We start from the raw sequence: 17329 nt of genomic DNA on the forward strand, positions 1-17329 counted from the left end.
CCATAAATGACTGAGTTGAAGAACGATCGCTACCTGCGCGCGCTGTTGCGCCAGCCGGTGGATGTGACCCCCGTATGGATGATGCGCCAGGCCGGTCGTTATTTACCGGAGTACAAGGCGACCCGCGCCCAGGCCGGTGATTTCATGTCGCTGTGCAAGAACGCGGAGCTGGCCTGTGAGGTTACGCTGCAGCCGCTGCGCCGCTATGCGCTGGACGCCGCCATTCTGTTCTCCGACATTCTCACCATTCCCGACGCCATGGGGCTTGGCCTGTACTTTGAAGCCGGCGAAGGCCCGCGTTTCAGCTCACCCATCACCTGCCGTGCTGACGTCGACAAACTGCCGGTGTTCGATCCAGAAGTGGAGTTGGGCTATGTGATGAACGCGGTGCGTACCATCCGCCGCGAGCTGAAGGGCGAAGTGCCGCTGATCGGCTTCTCCGGCAGCCCATGGACATTGGCTACCTATATGGTTGAGGGCGGCAGCAGCAAGGCCTTCACCAAGCTGAAGAAGATGATGTATGCCGAACCGGCCACGCTGCACCTGTTGCTGGACAAGCTGGCGGACAGCGTGATCCTGTACCTCAACGCCCAGATCAAGGCCGGCGCGCAGTCGGTGATGGTGTTCGACACCTGGGGCGGCGTGTTGACCGGGCGCGATTACCGCGAGTTCTCGTTGCACTACATGCACAAGATCGTCGATGGCCTGCTGCGTGAGAATGACGGCCGCCGCGTGCCGGTGACGCTGTTTACCAAAGGCGGCGGGCAGTGGCTGGAGGCGATGGCTGCCACCGGCTGCGATGCACTGGGGCTGGATTGGACCACCGACATCGCCGACGCGCGTCGGCGCGTGGGCGATAAAGTGGCGCTGCAGGGCAACATGGATCCGTCGATGCTTTATGCTTCCCCGGCGCGCATCGCGGAAGAAGTGGAGACCATTCTGGCCGGTTTCGGCCACGGCAACGGCCATGTGTTCAACCTGGGCCACGGCATCCATCAGGATGTGCCGCCTGAGCACGCCGGCGCCTTCGTCGAGGCGGTGCACGCGCAGTCGGCGAAATACCACCGTTAAGGATTCGATGTGACCGATATGCAGGCCCTGCGCGCCGAACAGCTGCGGCGCGCGGCTGAAGTCATTCGCTACGACGATCTGCCGGCCGAACCGCCGGCCTTCATCGCCGGCGCCGACGTGGGCTTCGAGCAGGAGGGAGCGGTGACGCGCGCCGCCATCGCCATCCTGCGCTATCCGTCGCTGGAGCTGGTGGAGTATCAGGTGGCGCGTATCGCCACCGTCATGCCTTATATCCCGGGTTTCCTGTCATTTCGCGAATACCCGGCGCTGCTGGCCGCCTGGGCTCAGCTGCGGCAAAAGCCGGGGTTGATCTTCGTCGATGGACATGGCATTTCGCATCCGCGGCGTCTCGGCGTCGCCAGCCATTTCGGCCTGCTGGTCGATGTACCGACCATCGGCGTGGCCAAGAAGCGCCTGTGCGGCAAATTTGCGCCGCTGGACGCCGCCGTCGGCGCGCTGGCACTGTTGGAAGATAAGGGTGAACAGCTGGGCTGGGTATGGCGCAGCAAGGCGCGCTGCAACCCGCTGTTCATCTCTACCGGTCACCGCGTGGGCGCCGACAGCGCGCTGGCGTGGGTGCAGCGCTGTATGGCGGGCTACCGTTTGCCGGAGCCGACCCGTTGGGCTGATGCCATCGCATCGCGGCGCCCGGCGTTTCAGCGTTGGTTGCAGCAGCATCCGGAGGTGTCGCCATGAGCGATTTCGGGTACACTGCGCCGCAGATAACGCGTAAGAGAGTAAAGCATGCTACGTAACCCGATTCATTTACGTCTGGAACGGCACGAGGCTTGGCAACATTTGACCTTTATGGCCAGTTTGTGCGAGCGTATGTACCCGAATTACCAGATGTTCTGCAAACAGACCGAGTTCGGCGATCCGGCGGTTTATCGCCGCATTCTGGATTTGGTGTGGGAAACGCTGGTGGTGAAGGACGCCAAGGTCAACTTCGACAGCCAGCTCGAGAAGTTGGAAGAGGCGATTCCGTCGGCGGAAGATTACGATCTTTACGGCGTTTACCCGGCAATAGATGCCTGTATCGCATTAGGGGAACTGATCCATTCGCGGCTCGGCGGGGAGACGCTGGAGCACGCCATCGCCATCAGCGAAACATCGATTCGCACCGTGGCGATGTTGGAAATGACTCAAGCCGGTAAGGAAATGACCGACGAAGAGTTGGGCAGTTTGCCTGCGGTAGAGGAAGAATGGGACATTCAATGGGAAATTTTCCGCCTGTTGGACGCCTGTGAAGAGCGCGATATAGACCTGATCAAGGGGCTGCGATCCGACCTGCGAGAGGCCGGTGTCAGCAACATCGGGATAAATTTAGCGCAATAAGGCAGCAAAACGTGATTTAACGCCTGATTTGTCATGCCTTAAGGCTTCACATCCGCACCCTGTCTGGTCTACATTTGGGGGGCGTAAAAAAAGTGGCTATCGGTGCGTGTATGCAGGAGAGTGCTGTCAATCGGCATATCCGTCGCACTCGATGCTTTGCAAACGATAAACACACTGTAAGGATAACTTATGAACAAGACTCAACTGATTGATGTAATCGCGGACAAGGCTGACCTTTCCAAAGCACAAGCTAAACTGGCTCTGGAATCCACCCTGGCTGCTATTACTGAGTCTCTGAAAGAAGGTGATGCAGTACAATTGGTTGGCTTCGGTACTTTCAAAGTAAACCATCGTAGCGAGCGCACTGGCCGCAACCCACAGACTGGCAAAGAAATCAAAATCGCAGCAGCCAACGTGCCTGCGTTCGTTTCTGGCAAAGCACTGAAAGACGCTGTTAAATAAGACCGCGCCTCGGTGAAAAGATTAAACAGAGGGGCGATGGCGCCCCTTTTGTTTACTCGTCGGGTGCTCATGGCCGCCGGCATCGCCCTCGGTCTGAGCGCCTGCAGTTTCCATTCCGATATTCCCAGCTTTACCGCCAGCGGCTTTGTGGCCGATCAGGGCGTGATACGCCTGTGGCGTAAAGACGATGAGCAACATCGTCCGCAGGTGCTGGTCAGTGTCTATAGTCCCTACCGGGGGCCAGGCACCATCACTACGTTGTACACCTATCAGGGCGACGTGCTGCGCCAAATCAAACGCAACGACGCCGACGGCGATCGAGACTCCATTCAACTGCGCTTTGCCGACGACGGCACGGTGAGCTTTATGCAGCGCCAGCTGGCGACACGCCGCGAACCGCTGACCAGCGATGAGATAGCACTGTACCAATACCAGGCGCGACGTATCCTCGAGGTCAGCAATGCGCTGCGCGCCGGCAAGGTCAAATTATTGCAGGGGCGTTGGATGCAGGGCGAGGTGCAAACCTGCGACGGCCAGCGCTTAAAACCCGGGTTGGATGCCACCGCCATCGGCTGGATCGAAAAACGCGCCCGCAGCAGCAGCCGGCCGGTGAGCGTCGCCTGGTTGGAAGCGCCGGAAGGCAGTGAACTGCTGCTGGTGGCGAACGACGACTTCTGCAGCTGGGAACCGAAAGAAGACCAGCTATAAAAAAGGCCCCGCACCGCGGAGCCTCTTGTCATGACCTTATCAGGTCAAATCACTTGCCGCGCGCAATCGCGCGATAACCGATATCTTTGCGGCAGAAGCTGCCCGGCCACTGAATGCCTTCCGCCAGCTGATAGGCGCGTTGCTGCGCCTGCGCCACGGTGTCGCCCAGTGCCGTCACGCACAGCACGCGGCCGCCGCTGGTGACGACGTCATCGCCCTGCAGGCGCGTACCGGCGTGGAAGACCTTACCGTCGGCGCTTTCCTGCTGCGGTAACCCCTGGATCACCTCGCCGTTGCGATAATCACCCGGATAACCGCCGGCCGCCAGCACCACGCCGAGCGCAGGGCGTTCGTCCCAGTCAGAACTTTTCTCGTTCAGGCGGCCTTCGGCACCCGCCAGGCACAGCTCCACCAGATCGGAGCGCAGGCGCAGCATGATCGGCTGAGTTTCCGGATCGCCAAAACGGCAGTTGAATTCGATCACCTTCGGCTGGCCGTCGGCGGAGATCATCAGGCCGGCATACAGGAAGCCGACGTAGGTATTGCCTTCCGCCGCCATGCCGCGCACCGTCGGCCAGATCACCTGGTCCATGGCGCGCTGGTGGATTTCGTCGGTTACAACTGGCGCCGGAGAGTAGGCGCCCATACCGCCGGTGTTCGGGCCGGTGTCGCCGTCGCCGACGCGTTTGTGGTCCTGGCTGGTGGCCATCGGCACCACGTTCTCGCCATCGACCATCACGATGAAGCTGGCTTCTTCGCCGTCGAGGAACTCTTCCACTACGATGCGATGACCGGCGTCGCCGAAGGCGTTGCCGGCCAGCATGTCACGCACGGCTTCTTCCGCCTCCTGCAGCGTCATCGCGACGATCACGCCTTTACCGGCGGCCAGGCCATCGGCTTTGATGACGATCGGTGCGCCTTTGCGGCGCACATAGGCGAGTGCCGGCTCCACCTCGGTAAAGTTTTCATATTCGGCGGTCGGGATGCGGTGGCGCGCCAGGAAATCCTTGGTGAAGGCTTTAGAGCCTTCGAGCTGCGCGGCGGCCTGCGACGGGCCGAAGATTTTCAGACCGGCGGCCTGGAAGGCGTCGACTACGCCGATCACCAGCGGCGCTTCCGGCCCGACGATGGTCAGACCGATGTCATGGCTCTGGGCGAACGCGACCAGGGCAGGGATGTCGGTGGCGGCGATCGCCACGTTCTCCAGATTGGCTTCCAGCGCGGTGCCGGCGTTGCCCGGCGCAACGTAGACTTTGTCCGCCAGCGGAGACTGGGCGGCTTTCCAGGCCAGCGCGTGCTCGCGCCCGCCGTTGCCGATAATCAAAATGTTCATCAGGGGCTCCACGAATGGCGTGCGCCGGAGCGCACGCGGCAAAAGGAATTAATGGCGGAAGTGACGCATGTCGGTGAAGATCATCGCGATGCCGTGTTCATTGGCGGCGGCGATCACTTCGTCGTCGCGGATTGAGCCGCCCGGCTGGATCACGCAGGTGATGCCGACTGCCGCTGCGGCATCGATGCCGTCGCGGAATGGGAAGAAGGCGTCGGAGGCCATGGCGGATCCTTTCACTTCCAGCCCTTCGTCGCTCGCTTTGATGCCGGCGATCTTGGCGGAATAAACGCGGCTCATCTGGCCGGCGCCTATGCCGATGGTCATATTGTCACGTGCATAAACGATGGCGTTGGATTTCACGAACTTGGCCACTTTCCAGCAGAACAGCGCGTCACGCAGTTCCTGCTCGGTCGGCTGGCGCTCGGATACCACGCGCAGATCGGCGGCGGTCACCATGCCGAGATCGCGATCCTGCACCAGCAGCCCGCCGTTGACGCGCTTGAAGTCCAGCCCCGCCACGCGTTGCTGCCACTGGCCGCAGGCCAGCACGCGCACGTTCTGTTTGGCGGCCAGCAGGGAGCGCGCTTCCTGGGTGACGTTTGGCGCGATGATCACTTCCACGAACTGGCGGCTGATGATCGCCTGCGCGGTGGCGGCGTCCAGCTCGCGGTTAAAGGCGATGATGCCGCCGAAGGCGGAAGTCGGGTCGGTTTGGTAAGCGCGCTCGTAGGCGGCCAGGATGTCGTCGCCGATCGCCACGCCGCAAGGGTTGGCGTGCTTGACGATCACGCAGGCCGGTTCGGCGAACTCTTTCACGCATTCCAGCGCGGCGTCGGTATCGGCGATGTTGTTATAGGACAGCGCTTTGCCCTGCAGCTGCTCGGCGGTCGCGACGGACGCTTCCTTTACCTCTTCTTCTATATAGAAGGCGGCCTGCTGGTGGCTGTTCTCACCGTAACGCATATCCTGCTTCTTGATGTAGTTGAGGTTCAGGGTTCGCGGGAAGTGGCCGGACGGCTGTTCGGTCTCGCCGTGGTACGCCGGCACCAGCGCGCCGAAGTAGTTGGCGATCATGCTGTCGTAGGCGGCGGTGTGTTCGAAGGCTTTGATGGCGAGATCGAAGCGGGTGGCATAGCGCAGCGAGCCGTCGTTGTTGTCCATCTCGGTAATGATGGCGGCGTAGTCGCTGCTCTTCACGACGATGGCGACGTCTTTATGGTTCTTGGCGGCGGAGCGCACCATGGTCGGGCCGCCGATATCGATATTTTCGACCGCGTCTTCCAGCGAGCAATCTGGGCGCGCCACGGTTTGGGCGAACGGGTACAGATTGACGACCACCATGTCGATAGGCTGGATGTCATGCTGATTCATGACCGCGTCGTCCTGGCCGCGGCGGCCGAGGATACCGCCGTGAACTTTCGGGTGCAGGGTCTTAACTCGTCCGTCCATCATCTCCGGGAAGCCGGTGTAGTCGGAAACTTCGGTAACGGGCAGACCGGCGTCTGCCAGCAGGCGGGCGGTGCCGCCGGTGGAGAGCAGTTCAACGCCGCGCTGGGAAAGCGCTTCGGCGAATTCAACGATACCGGCTTTGTCAGACACGCTGAGCAGGGCCCGGCGGATTGGACGAGGTTGTTGCATGGTTTTATCCCTTGGCTTTGAGTCGCAATTAAAGAGCGTTACGTGAATGTCCACCTCGTTCTCTCTATAAGGAAGGGTTTTTTGCCTTATAAAGGGAGGGTCAGGCACATATTCAGGTAGCGCCCCCATAAAAAGGGGGATCGTTTCGTCGCGGGGAATTGTAGCGAAAACGTTTGCGTGGCGCTCGTAAATTTTCCGTGCAAATCGCATCTGTGGATAACACTGTGCGCAAGTGGGTATAAGGCGGGGTTTTGCTGTGGAATGCAGCGAACGATCGTTTTTGCTGAAAATACCTGTTGCGGCCTGCGAGGAACTCCCTATAATGCGCCTCCATCGACACGGAACATGTGAACAACTTCACAGAGTATCCGGGGGTCGCAGAGAAAAAATCCTGAAAATTAGGGTTGACTCTGAAAGAGGAAAGCGTAATATACGCCACCTCGAGTTAGCAAGCGAAAGCACCTAACTCACTGCTCTTTAACAATTTATCAGACAATCTGTGTGGGCACTCCACAAGACGATATCCAGCATCTTCGGATGCAAAAAAATATCAAGTCTTGAAGAGTGACTAACTGAAGTAAAATTCATGCAGTAAATCTTTGAGCATCGCTTCTCGAGTGGAAGCAAATCAAGCTTTTAATTGAAGAGTTTGATCATGGCTCAGATTGAACGCTGGCGGCAGGCTTAACACATGCAAGTCGAGCGGTAGCACAGGAGAGCTTGCTCTCTGGGTGACGAGCGGCGGACGGGTGAGTAATGTCTGGGAAACTGCCTGATGGAGGGGGATAACTACTGGAAACGGTAGCTAATACCGCATAACGTCGCAAGACCAAAGAGGGGGACCTTCGGGCCTCTTGCCATCAGATGTGCCCAGATGGGATTAGCTAGTAGGTGGGGTAATGGCTCACCTAGGCGACGATCCCTAGCTGGTCTGAGAGGATGACCAGCCACACTGGAACTGAGACACGGTCCAGACTCCTACGGGAGGCAGCAGTGGGGAATATTGCACAATGGGCGCAAGCCTGATGCAGCCATGCCGCGTGTGTGAAGAAGGCCTTCGGGTTGTAAAGCACTTTCAGCGAGGAGGAAGGTGGTGAACTTAATACGTTCATCAATTGACGTTACTCGCAGAAGAAGCACCGGCTAACTCCGTGCCAGCAGCCGCGGTAATACGGAGGGTGCAAGCGTTAATCGGAATTACTGGGCGTAAAGCGCACGCAGGCGGTTTGTTAAGTCAGATGTGAAATCCCCGGGCTCAACCTGGGAACTGCATTTGAAACTGGCAAGCTAGAGTCTCGTAGAGGGGGGTAGAATTCCAGGTGTAGCGGTGAAATGCGTAGAGATCTGGAGGAATACCGGTGGCGAAGGCGGCCCCCTGGACGAAGACTGACGCTCAGGTGCGAAAGCGTGGGGAGCAAACAGGATTAGATACCCTGGTAGTCCACGCTGTAAACGATGTCGATTTGGAGGTTGTGCCCTTGAGGCGTGGCTTCCGGAGCTAACGCGTTAAATCGACCGCCTGGGGAGTACGGCCGCAAGGTTAAAACTCAAATGAATTGACGGGGGCCCGCACAAGCGGTGGAGCATGTGGTTTAATTCGATGCAACGCGAAGAACCTTACCTACTCTTGACATCCAGAGAACTTTCCAGAGATGGATTGGTGCCTTCGGGAACTCTGAGACAGGTGCTGCATGGCTGTCGTCAGCTCGTGTTGTGAAATGTTGGGTTAAGTCCCGCAACGAGCGCAACCCTTATCCTTTGTTGCCAGCGGTTCGGCCGGGAACTCAAAGGAGACTGCCAGTGATAAACTGGAGGAAGGTGGGGATGACGTCAAGTCATCATGGCCCTTACGAGTAGGGCTACACACGTGCTACAATGGCATATACAAAGAGAAGCGACCTCGCGAGAGCAAGCGGACCTCATAAAGTATGTCGTAGTCCGGATTGGAGTCTGCAACTCGACTCCATGAAGTCGGAATCGCTAGTAATCGTAGATCAGAATGCTACGGTGAATACGTTCCCGGGCCTTGTACACACCGCCCGTCACACCATGGGAGTGGGTTGCAAAAGAAGTAGGTAGCTTAACCTTCGGGAGGGCGCTTACCACTTTGTGATTCATGACTGGGGTGAAGTCGTAACAAGGTAACCGTAGGGGAACCTGCGGTTGGATCACCTCCTTACCTAAAGATATTAGTTCGAGTGGCGTGCTCACACAGATTGTCTGATAGAAAGTAACGAGCAGAAATACCTTTATAGGCTTGTAGCTCAGGTGGTTAGAGCGCACCCCTGATAAGGGTGAGGTCGGTGGTTCAAGTCCACTCAGGCCTACCACTTCTTCGAAGTGGAAAAGGTACTGCACGTGACTGTATGGGGCTATAGCTCAGCTGGGAGAGCGCCTGCCTTGCACGCAGGAGGTCAGCGGTTCGATCCCGCTTAGCTCCACCATATAGTCCGGTATTTCAATACTTCAGAGTATATTGGCGACAGTATGCTGCGAAGTATTTTGCTCTTTAACAATCTGGAACAAGCTGAAAATTGAAACATGACGGCTGAAATTTATCCCTCCGTAGACGTATTGGGATGAAGAGTAACCTGTCATAGAGTCTCTCAAATGTTTGCAGCACGAACGATGGAAACATCTTCGGGTTGTGAGGTTAAGTGACTAAGCGTACACGGTGGATGCCTAGGCAGTCAGAGGCGATGAAGGGCGTGCTAATCTGCGAAAAGCGTCGGTAAGGTGATATGAACCGTTATAACCGGCGATACCCGAATGGGGAAACCCAGTGTGTTTCGACACACTATCATGTCATGAATACATAGTGGCATGAGGCGAACCGGGGGAACTGAAACATCTAAGTACCCCGAGGAAAAGAAATCAACCGAGATTCCCCCAGTAGCGGCGAGCGAACGGGGAGGAGCCCAGAACCTGAATCGGCTTGTGTGTTAGTGGAAGCGTCTGGAAAGTCGCGCAGCAAAGGGTGATAGCCCCGTACACTAAAATGCACAGGTCGTGAGTTCGATGAGTAGGGCGGGACACGTGACATCCTGTCTGAATATGGGGGGACCATCCTCCAAGGCTAAATACTCCTGACTGACCGATAGTGAACCAGTACCGTGAGGGAAAGGCGAAAAGAACCCCGGCGAGGGGAGTGAAATAGAACCTGAAACCGTGTACGTACAAGCAGTGGGAGCACCTTCGTGGTGTGACTGCGTACCTTTTGTATAATGGGTCAGCGACTTATATTTTGTAGCAAGGTTAACCGTATAGGGGAGCCGTAGGGAAACCGAGTCTTAACTGGGCGATTAGTTGCAAGGTATAGACCCGAAACCCGGTGATCTAGCCATGGGCAGGTTGAAGGTTGGGTAACACTAACTGGAGGACCGAACCGACTAATGTTGAAAAATTAGCGGATGACTTGTGGCTGGGGGTGAAAGGCCAATCAAACCGGGAGATAGCTGGTTCTCCCCGAAAGCTATTTAGGTAGCGCCTCGTGAACTCATCTTCGGGGGTAGAGCACTGTTTCGGCTAGGGGGCCATCCCGGCTTACCAAACCGATGCAAACTCCGAATACCGAAGAATGTTATCACGGGAGACACACGGCGGGTGCTAACGTCCGTCGTGAAGAGGGAAACAACCCAGACCGCCAGCTAAGGTCCCAAAGTCATGGTTAAGTGGGAAACGATGTGGGAAGGCATAGACAGCCAGGATGTTGGCTTAGAAGCAGCCATCATTTAAAGAAAGCGTAATAGCTCACTGGTCGAGTCGGCCTGCGCGGAAGATGTAACGGGGCTAAACCATGCACCGAAGCTGCGGCAGCGACGCTTAGGCGTTGTTGGGTAGGGGAGCGTTCTGTAAGCCGTTGAAGGTGGCCTGTGAGGGTTGCTGGAGGTATCAGAAGTGCGAATGCTGACATAAGTAACGATAAAGCGGGTGAAAAGCCCGCTCGCCGGAAGACCAAGGGTTCCTGTCCAACGTTAATCGGGGCAGGGTGAGTCGACCCCTAAGGCGAGGCTGAAAAGCGTAGTCGATGGGAAACAGGTTAATATTCCTGTACTTGGTGTTACTGCGAAGGGGGGACGGAGAAGGCTAGGCTAGCCGGGCGACGGTTGTCCCGGTTTAAGCGTGTAGGGGGTGTGACCTGGTAAATCCGGTTGCATATTAACCCTGAGGCGTGATGACGATGCACTACGGTGCAGAAGTAGTTGATGCCCTGCTTCCAGGAAAATCCTCTAAGCATCAGGTAACATTAAATCGTACCCCAAACCGACACAGGTGGTCAGGTAGAGAATACCAAGGCGCTTGAGAGAACTCGGGTGAAGGAACTAGGCAAAATGGTGCCGTAACTTCGGGAGAAGGCACGCTGGCATGTAGGTGAAGTCCCTCGCGGATGGAGCTGAAGCCAGTCGAAGATACCAGCTGGCTGCAACTGTTTAATAAAAACACAGCACTGTGCAAACACGAAAGTGGACGTATACGGTGTGACGCCTGCCCGGTGCTGGAAGGTTAATTGATGGGGTCAGCCGCAAGGCGAAGCTCTTGATCGAAGCCCCAGTAAACGGCGGCCGTAACTATAACGGTCCTAAGGTAGCGAAATTCCTTGTCGGGTAAGTTCCGACCTGCACGAATGGCGTAATGATGGCCAGGCTGTCTCCACCCGAGACTCAGTGAAATTGAACTCGCTGTGAAGATGCAGTGTACCCGCGGCAAGACGGAAAGACCCCGTGAACCTTTACTATAGCTTGACACTGAACATTGAGCCTTGATGTGTAGGATAGGTGGGAGGCTTTGAAGCGTGGACGCCAGTCTGCGTGGAGCCATCCTTGAAATACCACCCTTTAATGTTTGATGTTCTAACTCGGCCCCATAATCTGGGGTGAGGACAGTGTCTGGTGGGTAGTTTGACTGGGGCGGTCTCCTCCCAAAGAGTAACGGAGGAGCACGAAGGTTAGCTAATCACGGTCGGACATCGTGAGGTTAGTGCAAAGGCATAAGCTAGCTTGACTGCGAGAGTGACGGCTCGAGCAGGTACGAAAGTAGGTCTTAGTGATCCGGTGGTTCTGAATGGAAGGGCCATCGCTCAACGGATAAAAGGTACTCCGGGGATAACAGGCTGATACCGCCCAAGAGTTCATATCGACGGCGGTGTTTGGCACCTCGATGTCGGCTCATCACATCCTGGGGCTGAAGTAGGTCCCAAGGGTATGGCTGTTCGCCATTTAAAGTGGTACGCGAGCTGGGTTTAGAACGTCGTGAGACAGTTCGGTCCCTATCTGCCGTGGGCGTTGGAAGATTGAGAGGGGTTGCTCCTAGTACGAGAGGACCGGAGTGAACGCACCACTGGTGTTCGGGTTGTCATGCCAATGGCATTGCCCGGTAGCTAAGTGCGGAAAAGATAAGCGCTGAAAGCATCTAAGCGCGAAACTTGCCTCAAGATGAGTCTTCCCTGGGCCTTTAAGGCCCCTGAAGGAACGTTTAAGACTAAGACGTTGATAGGCTGGGTGTGTAAGTGCAGCGATGCATTGAGCTAACCAGTACTAATGATCCGTGAGGCTTAACCTTACAACACCGAAGGTGTTTTTAGAGAGATTTTCAGCGAAGTTCCGAGATTGGTTCTGATGGCTTCACGGGAGTGAGGCGGTTGGAATGAAACAGAATTTGCCTGGCGGCAATAGCGCGGTGGTCCCACCTGACCCCATGCCGAACTCAGAAGTGAAACGCCGTAGCGCCGATGGTAGTGTGGGGTCTCCCCATGCGAGAGTAGGACACTGCCAGGCATCAAATAAAGCCGAAAGCCCTGAACTGACGTTCAGGGCTTTTTGCTGTGCGTAAAACGTAAAAAAGCGCAGCTACGCTGCGCTGCTCTCCCCAGCTTATCTCCGACAGACAGCCAGAGAAAAGGCCCCGAAGGGCCTTTGATTAGGGTGTGTTTGCTTTTTTTCACTTATTATTCGATTAATGCGAGCTGCCCTGAGAGATACCCAGCCCGGTTTGCGAACGGACAAACTGAGCCCGGAAGCGTTCCCGCTCCTGCTGCCCGGCCAGCGAGCTGTCGGTGATCGAGAACAGCCAGGTGCCGACAAAGGCCACGATCATCGAGAACAGCGCCGGGTATTCATACGGGTAAATCGGTTTTTCATGGCCGAGGATCTGCACCCAGATCGTCGGGCCGAGGATCATCAGAATCACCGCCGTTAACAGACCCAGCCAGCCGCCAATCATCGCGCCGCGGGTCGTCAAACGCGACCAGTACATCGACAGGATGATGATAGGGAAGTTACAGCTGGCAGCGATAGAGAACGCCAGCCCGACCATAAAGGCGATATTCTGCTTCTCGAACAAAATCCCCAGGGCAATAGCAACCAGGCCCAATACCACGACGGTGATCTTGGAGACCTTCAGCTCGTCACGCTCGGTCGCCTTGCCGTTTTTCATCACGCTGGCGTACAGATCGTGGGAAACCGCTGAGGCGCCGGCCAGCGTCAGGCCCGCGACGACCGCCAGAATGGTGGCAAAGGCTACCGCCGAGATAAAGCCGAGGAAGAAGTTGCCGCCAACGGCATTGGCCAGGTGCACCGCCGCCATATTGGTGCCGCCCAGCAGCGCGCCGGTGGCGTCTTTGAACGCCGGATTGGCGCTGACCAGCAAGATGGCGCCGAAGCCGATGATAAAGGTCAGAATATAGAAGTAACCGATAAAGCCGGTGGCGTAGAACACGCTCTTGCGCGCTTCCTTGGCGTCACTGACGGTGAAGAAACGCATCAGGATGTGCGGCAGACCGGCGGTGCCGAACATCAGCGCGAGACCGAGCGACAACGCGGAAATCGGATCGGACACCAGACCACCGGGGCTCATGATGGCGATGCCTTTCGGATGCACCTTCACCGCTTCGGCGAACAGGGTATTGAAGTCGAAGTTAACCGACTTCATCACCATCAGCGCCATAAAACTGGCGCCGGCCAGCAGCAGCACCGCCTTGATGATCTGCACCCAGGTGGTGGCCAGCATGCCGCCGAACAGCACGTACAGCACCATCAGGATGCCGACCAGGATCACCGCCACATGGTAGTTGAGCCCGAACAGCAGCTGGATCAGCTTGCCGGCGCCGACCATCTGCGCGATCAGATACAGCGCCACCACCACCAACGAGCCGCAGGCCGAGAGGGTGCGGATCGGTTTCTGCTGCAGACGGTAAGAGGCGACATCGGCAAAGGTATAACGGCCGAGGTTGCGCAAGCGCTCCGCGATCAGGAACAGAATGATCGGCCAGCCGATGAGGAAGCCGATGGAGTAAATCAGTCCGTCATAGCCCGAGGTGTAGACCAGGGCGGAGATACCGAGGAACGAGGCGGCGGACATGAAGTCACCGGCGATCGCCAGCCCGTTTTGCAGACCGGTGATGCGCCCGCCCGCGGTGTAGTAATCCTGACGGGAACGGGTGCGTTTGGAAGCCCAGTAGGTGATGTACAGGGTGGCGCCGACAAACAGGATAAACATCACGATCGCCTGGATGTTCAGCGGCTGGCGATGCACCTCGCCGCCAATGGCGTCGGCGCAGGCCAGACCGGGCAGCAACAGCAGCGCGGCGGCGGACAATAAGCGCTTCATTGTTTCACCTCGCGCAGAATCTCTGCGGTGAGGCGATCGAATTCGCCGTTGGCGCGAAACACGTAGATCCCGGTCAAGACGAAAGAGATCACGATCAGCCCGACGCCGACCGGGATCCCGCGGGTGATGGTCGATCCGGCGGCGATCGGCGTGCCGAGCCATTGCGGATCGAAGGCGATCAACAGAATAAAGCCGACGTACAGCGCCAGCGTAATCAGTGAAAGCAGCCAGGCGAACCGGCCGCGTTTTCTCACCAGCTCTTTAAAGCGCGGGTTTTCTTCAATCCCTTGATAAATGGTGTCATTCATCAGAGTGTCTCCAGTCGGTATTGAGAGAGTACGCCGCGCCAGGGCCGCTCAACGGTGCGTGATCCGGATTGAGCGGCCTGAAGCGGCATAAATTATGACGGCACTTTCATTGATTGTTTTTCTTCCAACAGCTTGTCGACGACGGCCGGATCCGCCAGCGTAGAGGTATCCCCCAGGTTGCTGGTGTCGCCGGCGGCAATTTTGCGCAGGATACGCCGCATGATCTTGCCGGAGCGCGTTTTGGGCAGCGAATCTGTCCAGTGCAGTACGTCCGGCGTGGCGATCGGCCCTATCTCTTTGCGCACCCAGTTGCGCACTTCGGTATAGAGCTCCGGCGTCGGTTCTTCGCCGTGGTTCAGCGTGATGTAGGCGTAGATCGCCTGGCCTTTGATGTTATGAGGAATGCCGACCACTGCCGCTTCGGCGATTTTCGGGTGCGATACCAGCGCGGACTCAATCTCGGCGGTGCCCAGACGGTGGCCGGAGACGTTCAGCACGTCATCGACGCGGCCGGTGATCCAGTAGTAACCGTCTTCGTCGCGGCGTGCGCCGTCACCGCTGAAGTACATGCCTTTGAAAGTCGAGAAGTAGGTTTGCTCGAAGCGGTCATGATCGCCGAACAGGGTACGCGCCTGGCCCGGCCAGGAATCGACGATCACCAGGTTGCCTTCGCAGGCGCCTTCCTGCGGTGTGCCGACGTTATCGACCAATGCCGGCTGTACGCCGAAGAAAGGCCGCGTAGCAGACCCGGCTTTCAGCTCGGTGGCGCCAGGCAGCGGGGTAATCATGAAGCCGCCGGTTTCGGTTTGCCACCAGGTGTCGACGATCGGGCACTTTGCATTGCCTATCTTGTTGTAGTACCACTCCCAGGCTTCCGGGTTGATCGGCTCGCCGACCGAGCCCATGATACGCAGCGAATCGCGTCGTGTGCCCTCGATCGCCTTGTCGCCTTCGGCCATCAGGGCGCGAATGGCGGTCGGTGCGGTATACAGAATGTTGACCTGGTGCTTGTCGATCACTTGCGACAGGCGATTAACGCCCGGATAGTTAGGCACGCCTTCGAACATCAGCGTGGTGGCGCCGCAGGCCAGCGGGCCGTACAGCAGATAGCTGTGGCCGGTGACCCAGCCCACGTCGGCGGTGCACCAATAGATGTCGCCGTCGTGGTAGTCGAACACATACTTAAAGGTCATCGCGGCGTAGACCAGGTAGCCGCCGGTGGTGTGCAGCACGCCTTTCGGCTTGCCGGTCGAACCGGAGGTATACAGGATAAACAGCGGATCTTCGGCGTTCACTTCTGCCGGCGGGCAGTCGGCGGAGACGCCCTGGGTCAGCTCATGCCACCACAGATCGCGCCCTTCCTGCCAGTAGCCCGGTTTCCCGGTGCGTTGGAACACCACGACGTTGGCCACGCTGACTACGCCGGGATTTTTCAGCGCATCGTCGACGTTCTTTTTCAGCGGCACGGCACGGCCGGCGCGCAGGCCTTCATCGGCGGTGATCACCAGCCTGGCGTTGGAGTCGATAATGCGTCCGGCGACCGCTTCCGGTGAGAAGCCGCCGAAGATCACCGAATGTACGGCGCCGATACGCGCGCAGGCCAGCATCGCGACCGCCGCTTCCGGCACCATCGGCATATAGATAGCCACCACGTCACCTTTTTTCACGCCGAGCTTTTTCAGCACGTTGGCGAACTGGCAGACGTCATGGTGCAGCTGTTTGTAAGTCACCTTTTTGGATTGGGTCGGGTCGTCGCCTTCCCAGATAATGGCGGTCTGGTCGCCGCGCTCGGCCAAATGACGATCCAGACAGTTGGCCGCCAGGTTCAACGTGCCGTCTTCAAACCAACGGATGCTGACGTGGCCCGGATCGAACGAGGTGTTTTTGACTTTGGTATAGGGTTTGATCCAGTCCAGGATTTTGCCATGCTCACCCCAGAAAGCCTCTGGGTCTTGAACCGACTGTTGATAATACTGTTGGTATTGTGCCGGATTAATCAGGGCGCGTTCTGCAATTGCAGAAGGAATAGCGTGTTTATGCAGTTGGCTCATAGCTTTTCTCCTTGAAGTTGTTAATGATATGTCAACTGAAGGTTAAGTATAGTTTGCTACGATTCTTTGTTTCTTTTTTGCGCGGCAGATCACGCAACAAAGATATTGATTTGTAATCGTTCTGTCGCATTTGCAGGACATATCTATCTATTTGGCGCTTAAATCCTCATAAACCCACGTTTTTAACCAAAAACACTTACCTAAAGAACAAAAAAGAATAAAAAAAGGCGAGGGTATTTGCCTCGCGCTTAATAAGGATGGGAGAGACCAGCATTATTTCGCGCTATAAATCTTTTTTGATTATTTTTCGCTATTAATATTCGAAGTTGGTATTAACGCGATATAACGATGGACGGCACATCGTGAAATAACGTTCTATGAATGCTTCATACCTGATGAAAACTCGGGAAATACCCTATGGCATTCATCCTGCGGTATCGTTCGATTTTTAATCTAAATATAAAATGGCGCTGCATTTATGGGTGAAAATGTCACTCGGCCAATTCCCATTTATTTGACTTTTGAGTAACAAAATATAAACATTCGGTGCGGACTAAATATGCAGAATGGACGAAAAATAACGCATTTTAATCGCGTTCAAAAAAACGTCACCGGCGCGGTTATGTGCTTCATTATCTGAAAAATTATGTTTTTAATAACAAGCAATTATGCCATTTGAAATAGTTACGCGAAATTTTTGTGATTCGATTCAGCGCTCAACCCTGACAAATCAAGGCTTGCAGAGCATGCCGCCCGGATGATACAGATTTATACTGCGTCGCACCCAGGGCAGGTGAACGCTTCCACTGAATTAACAT

The 17329-nt window shown here is 56.6% G+C and carries 10 protein-coding genes, 2 tRNA genes and 3 rRNA genes; 10 read left to right on the forward strand and 5 right to left on the reverse strand.

The features are described 5' to 3' along the window. Positions 1 to 6 precede the first annotated feature (6 nt). The 5 genes from hemE (at position 7) to ACSJLU_RS01515 (ending at position 3576) form a co-directional block, all read left to right on the forward strand. Entirely contained in the window at positions 7 to 1071 is a 1065-nt protein-coding gene (gene hemE / locus ACSJLU_RS01495; protein WP_025304949.1) for a uroporphyrinogen decarboxylase, read from the forward strand. 9 nt (positions 1072 to 1080) lie between these two features. After that, on the forward strand, positions 1081 to 1767 hold the full coding sequence (nfi, locus tag ACSJLU_RS01500) for a deoxyribonuclease V (RefSeq protein WP_167324726.1): 687 nt from the start codon (positions 1081 to 1083) through the stop codon (positions 1765 to 1767). 48 nt (positions 1768 to 1815) lie between these two features. Further along, positions 1816 to 2406, forward strand: coding sequence for a YjaG family protein (locus ACSJLU_RS01505; protein WP_025304951.1), 591 nt, complete (start codon positions 1816 to 1818; stop codon positions 2404 to 2406). A gap of 189 nt (positions 2407 to 2595) precedes the next feature. Next, complete coding sequence (gene hupA, locus ACSJLU_RS01510) at positions 2596 to 2868, forward strand: nucleoid-associated protein HU-alpha (protein ID WP_004929874.1); 273 nt, start codon at positions 2596 to 2598, stop codon at positions 2866 to 2868. Positions 2869 to 2904: 36 nt separating this feature from the next. Beyond that, a complete protein-coding gene (locus ACSJLU_RS01515; RefSeq protein ID WP_080271274.1) occupies positions 2905 to 3576 on the forward strand; it encodes a DUF1481 domain-containing protein in 672 nt (223 codons plus the stop codon). A 49-nt stretch (positions 3577 to 3625) separates the two neighbouring features. On the opposite strand, the gene purD is transcribed toward ACSJLU_RS01515, so the two are convergent. Continuing rightward, the gene (purD, locus tag ACSJLU_RS01520; RefSeq protein ID WP_015376331.1) at positions 3626 to 4909 is read right to left on the reverse strand and encodes a phosphoribosylamine--glycine ligase; all 1284 of its coding nucleotides are present in this window, start codon (positions 4907 to 4909) and stop codon (positions 3626 to 3628) included. 48 nt (positions 4910 to 4957) lie between these two features. Next, positions 4958 to 6547 (reverse strand): bifunctional phosphoribosylaminoimidazolecarboxamide formyltransferase/IMP cyclohydrolase, encoded by a 1590-nt coding sequence (gene purH, locus ACSJLU_RS01525; protein ID WP_089180508.1) that lies wholly within the window; start codon positions 6545 to 6547, stop codon positions 4958 to 4960. 637 nt (positions 6548 to 7184) lie between these two features. Between purH and ACSJLU_RS01530 the strand changes: the two genes are divergently transcribed. The 5 genes from ACSJLU_RS01530 (at position 7185) to rrf (ending at position 12321) form a co-directional block, all read left to right on the forward strand. Continuing rightward, positions 7185 to 8726, forward strand: a 16S ribosomal RNA gene (locus tag ACSJLU_RS01530). A 74-nt stretch (positions 8727 to 8800) separates the two neighbouring features. Continuing rightward, a tRNA-Ile gene (locus tag ACSJLU_RS01535) sits at positions 8801 to 8877 on the forward strand. 38 nt (positions 8878 to 8915) lie between these two features. Continuing rightward, positions 8916 to 8991, forward strand: a tRNA-Ala gene (locus ACSJLU_RS01540). A gap of 207 nt (positions 8992 to 9198) precedes the next feature. Beyond that, a 23S ribosomal RNA gene (locus ACSJLU_RS01545) occupies positions 9199 to 12106 on the forward strand. 99 nt (positions 12107 to 12205) lie between these two features. After that, a 5S ribosomal RNA gene (gene rrf, locus ACSJLU_RS01550) occupies positions 12206 to 12321 on the forward strand. The 16S, 23S and 5S rRNA genes sit together here with 2 tRNA genes alongside, the layout of an rRNA operon. A 178-nt stretch (positions 12322 to 12499) precedes the next feature. On the opposite strand, the gene actP is transcribed toward rrf, so the two are convergent. The 3 genes from actP to acs form a co-directional block, all read right to left on the reverse strand. Then, positions 12500 to 14152, reverse strand: a complete 1653-nt coding sequence (actP, locus tag ACSJLU_RS01555; RefSeq protein WP_025304954.1) for a cation/acetate symporter ActP — start codon at positions 14150 to 14152, stop codon at positions 12500 to 12502. After that, the gene (locus tag ACSJLU_RS01560; RefSeq protein ID WP_004930047.1) at positions 14149 to 14460 is read right to left on the reverse strand and encodes a DUF485 domain-containing protein; all 312 of its coding nucleotides are present in this window, start codon (positions 14458 to 14460) and stop codon (positions 14149 to 14151) included. The genes actP and ACSJLU_RS01560 overlap by 4 nt, the downstream gene beginning before the upstream one ends. 92 nt (positions 14461 to 14552) lie before the next feature. After that, positions 14553 to 16511, reverse strand: a complete 1959-nt coding sequence (acs, locus tag ACSJLU_RS01565) for an acetate--CoA ligase (RefSeq protein ID WP_025304955.1) — start codon at positions 16509 to 16511, stop codon at positions 14553 to 14555. Positions 16512 to 17329 lie beyond the last annotated feature (818 nt).

Source organism: Serratia bockelmannii (assembly GCF_051803255.1).
GTDB classification, from domain to species: Bacteria; Pseudomonadota; Gammaproteobacteria; order Enterobacterales; family Enterobacteriaceae; genus Serratia; species Serratia bockelmannii.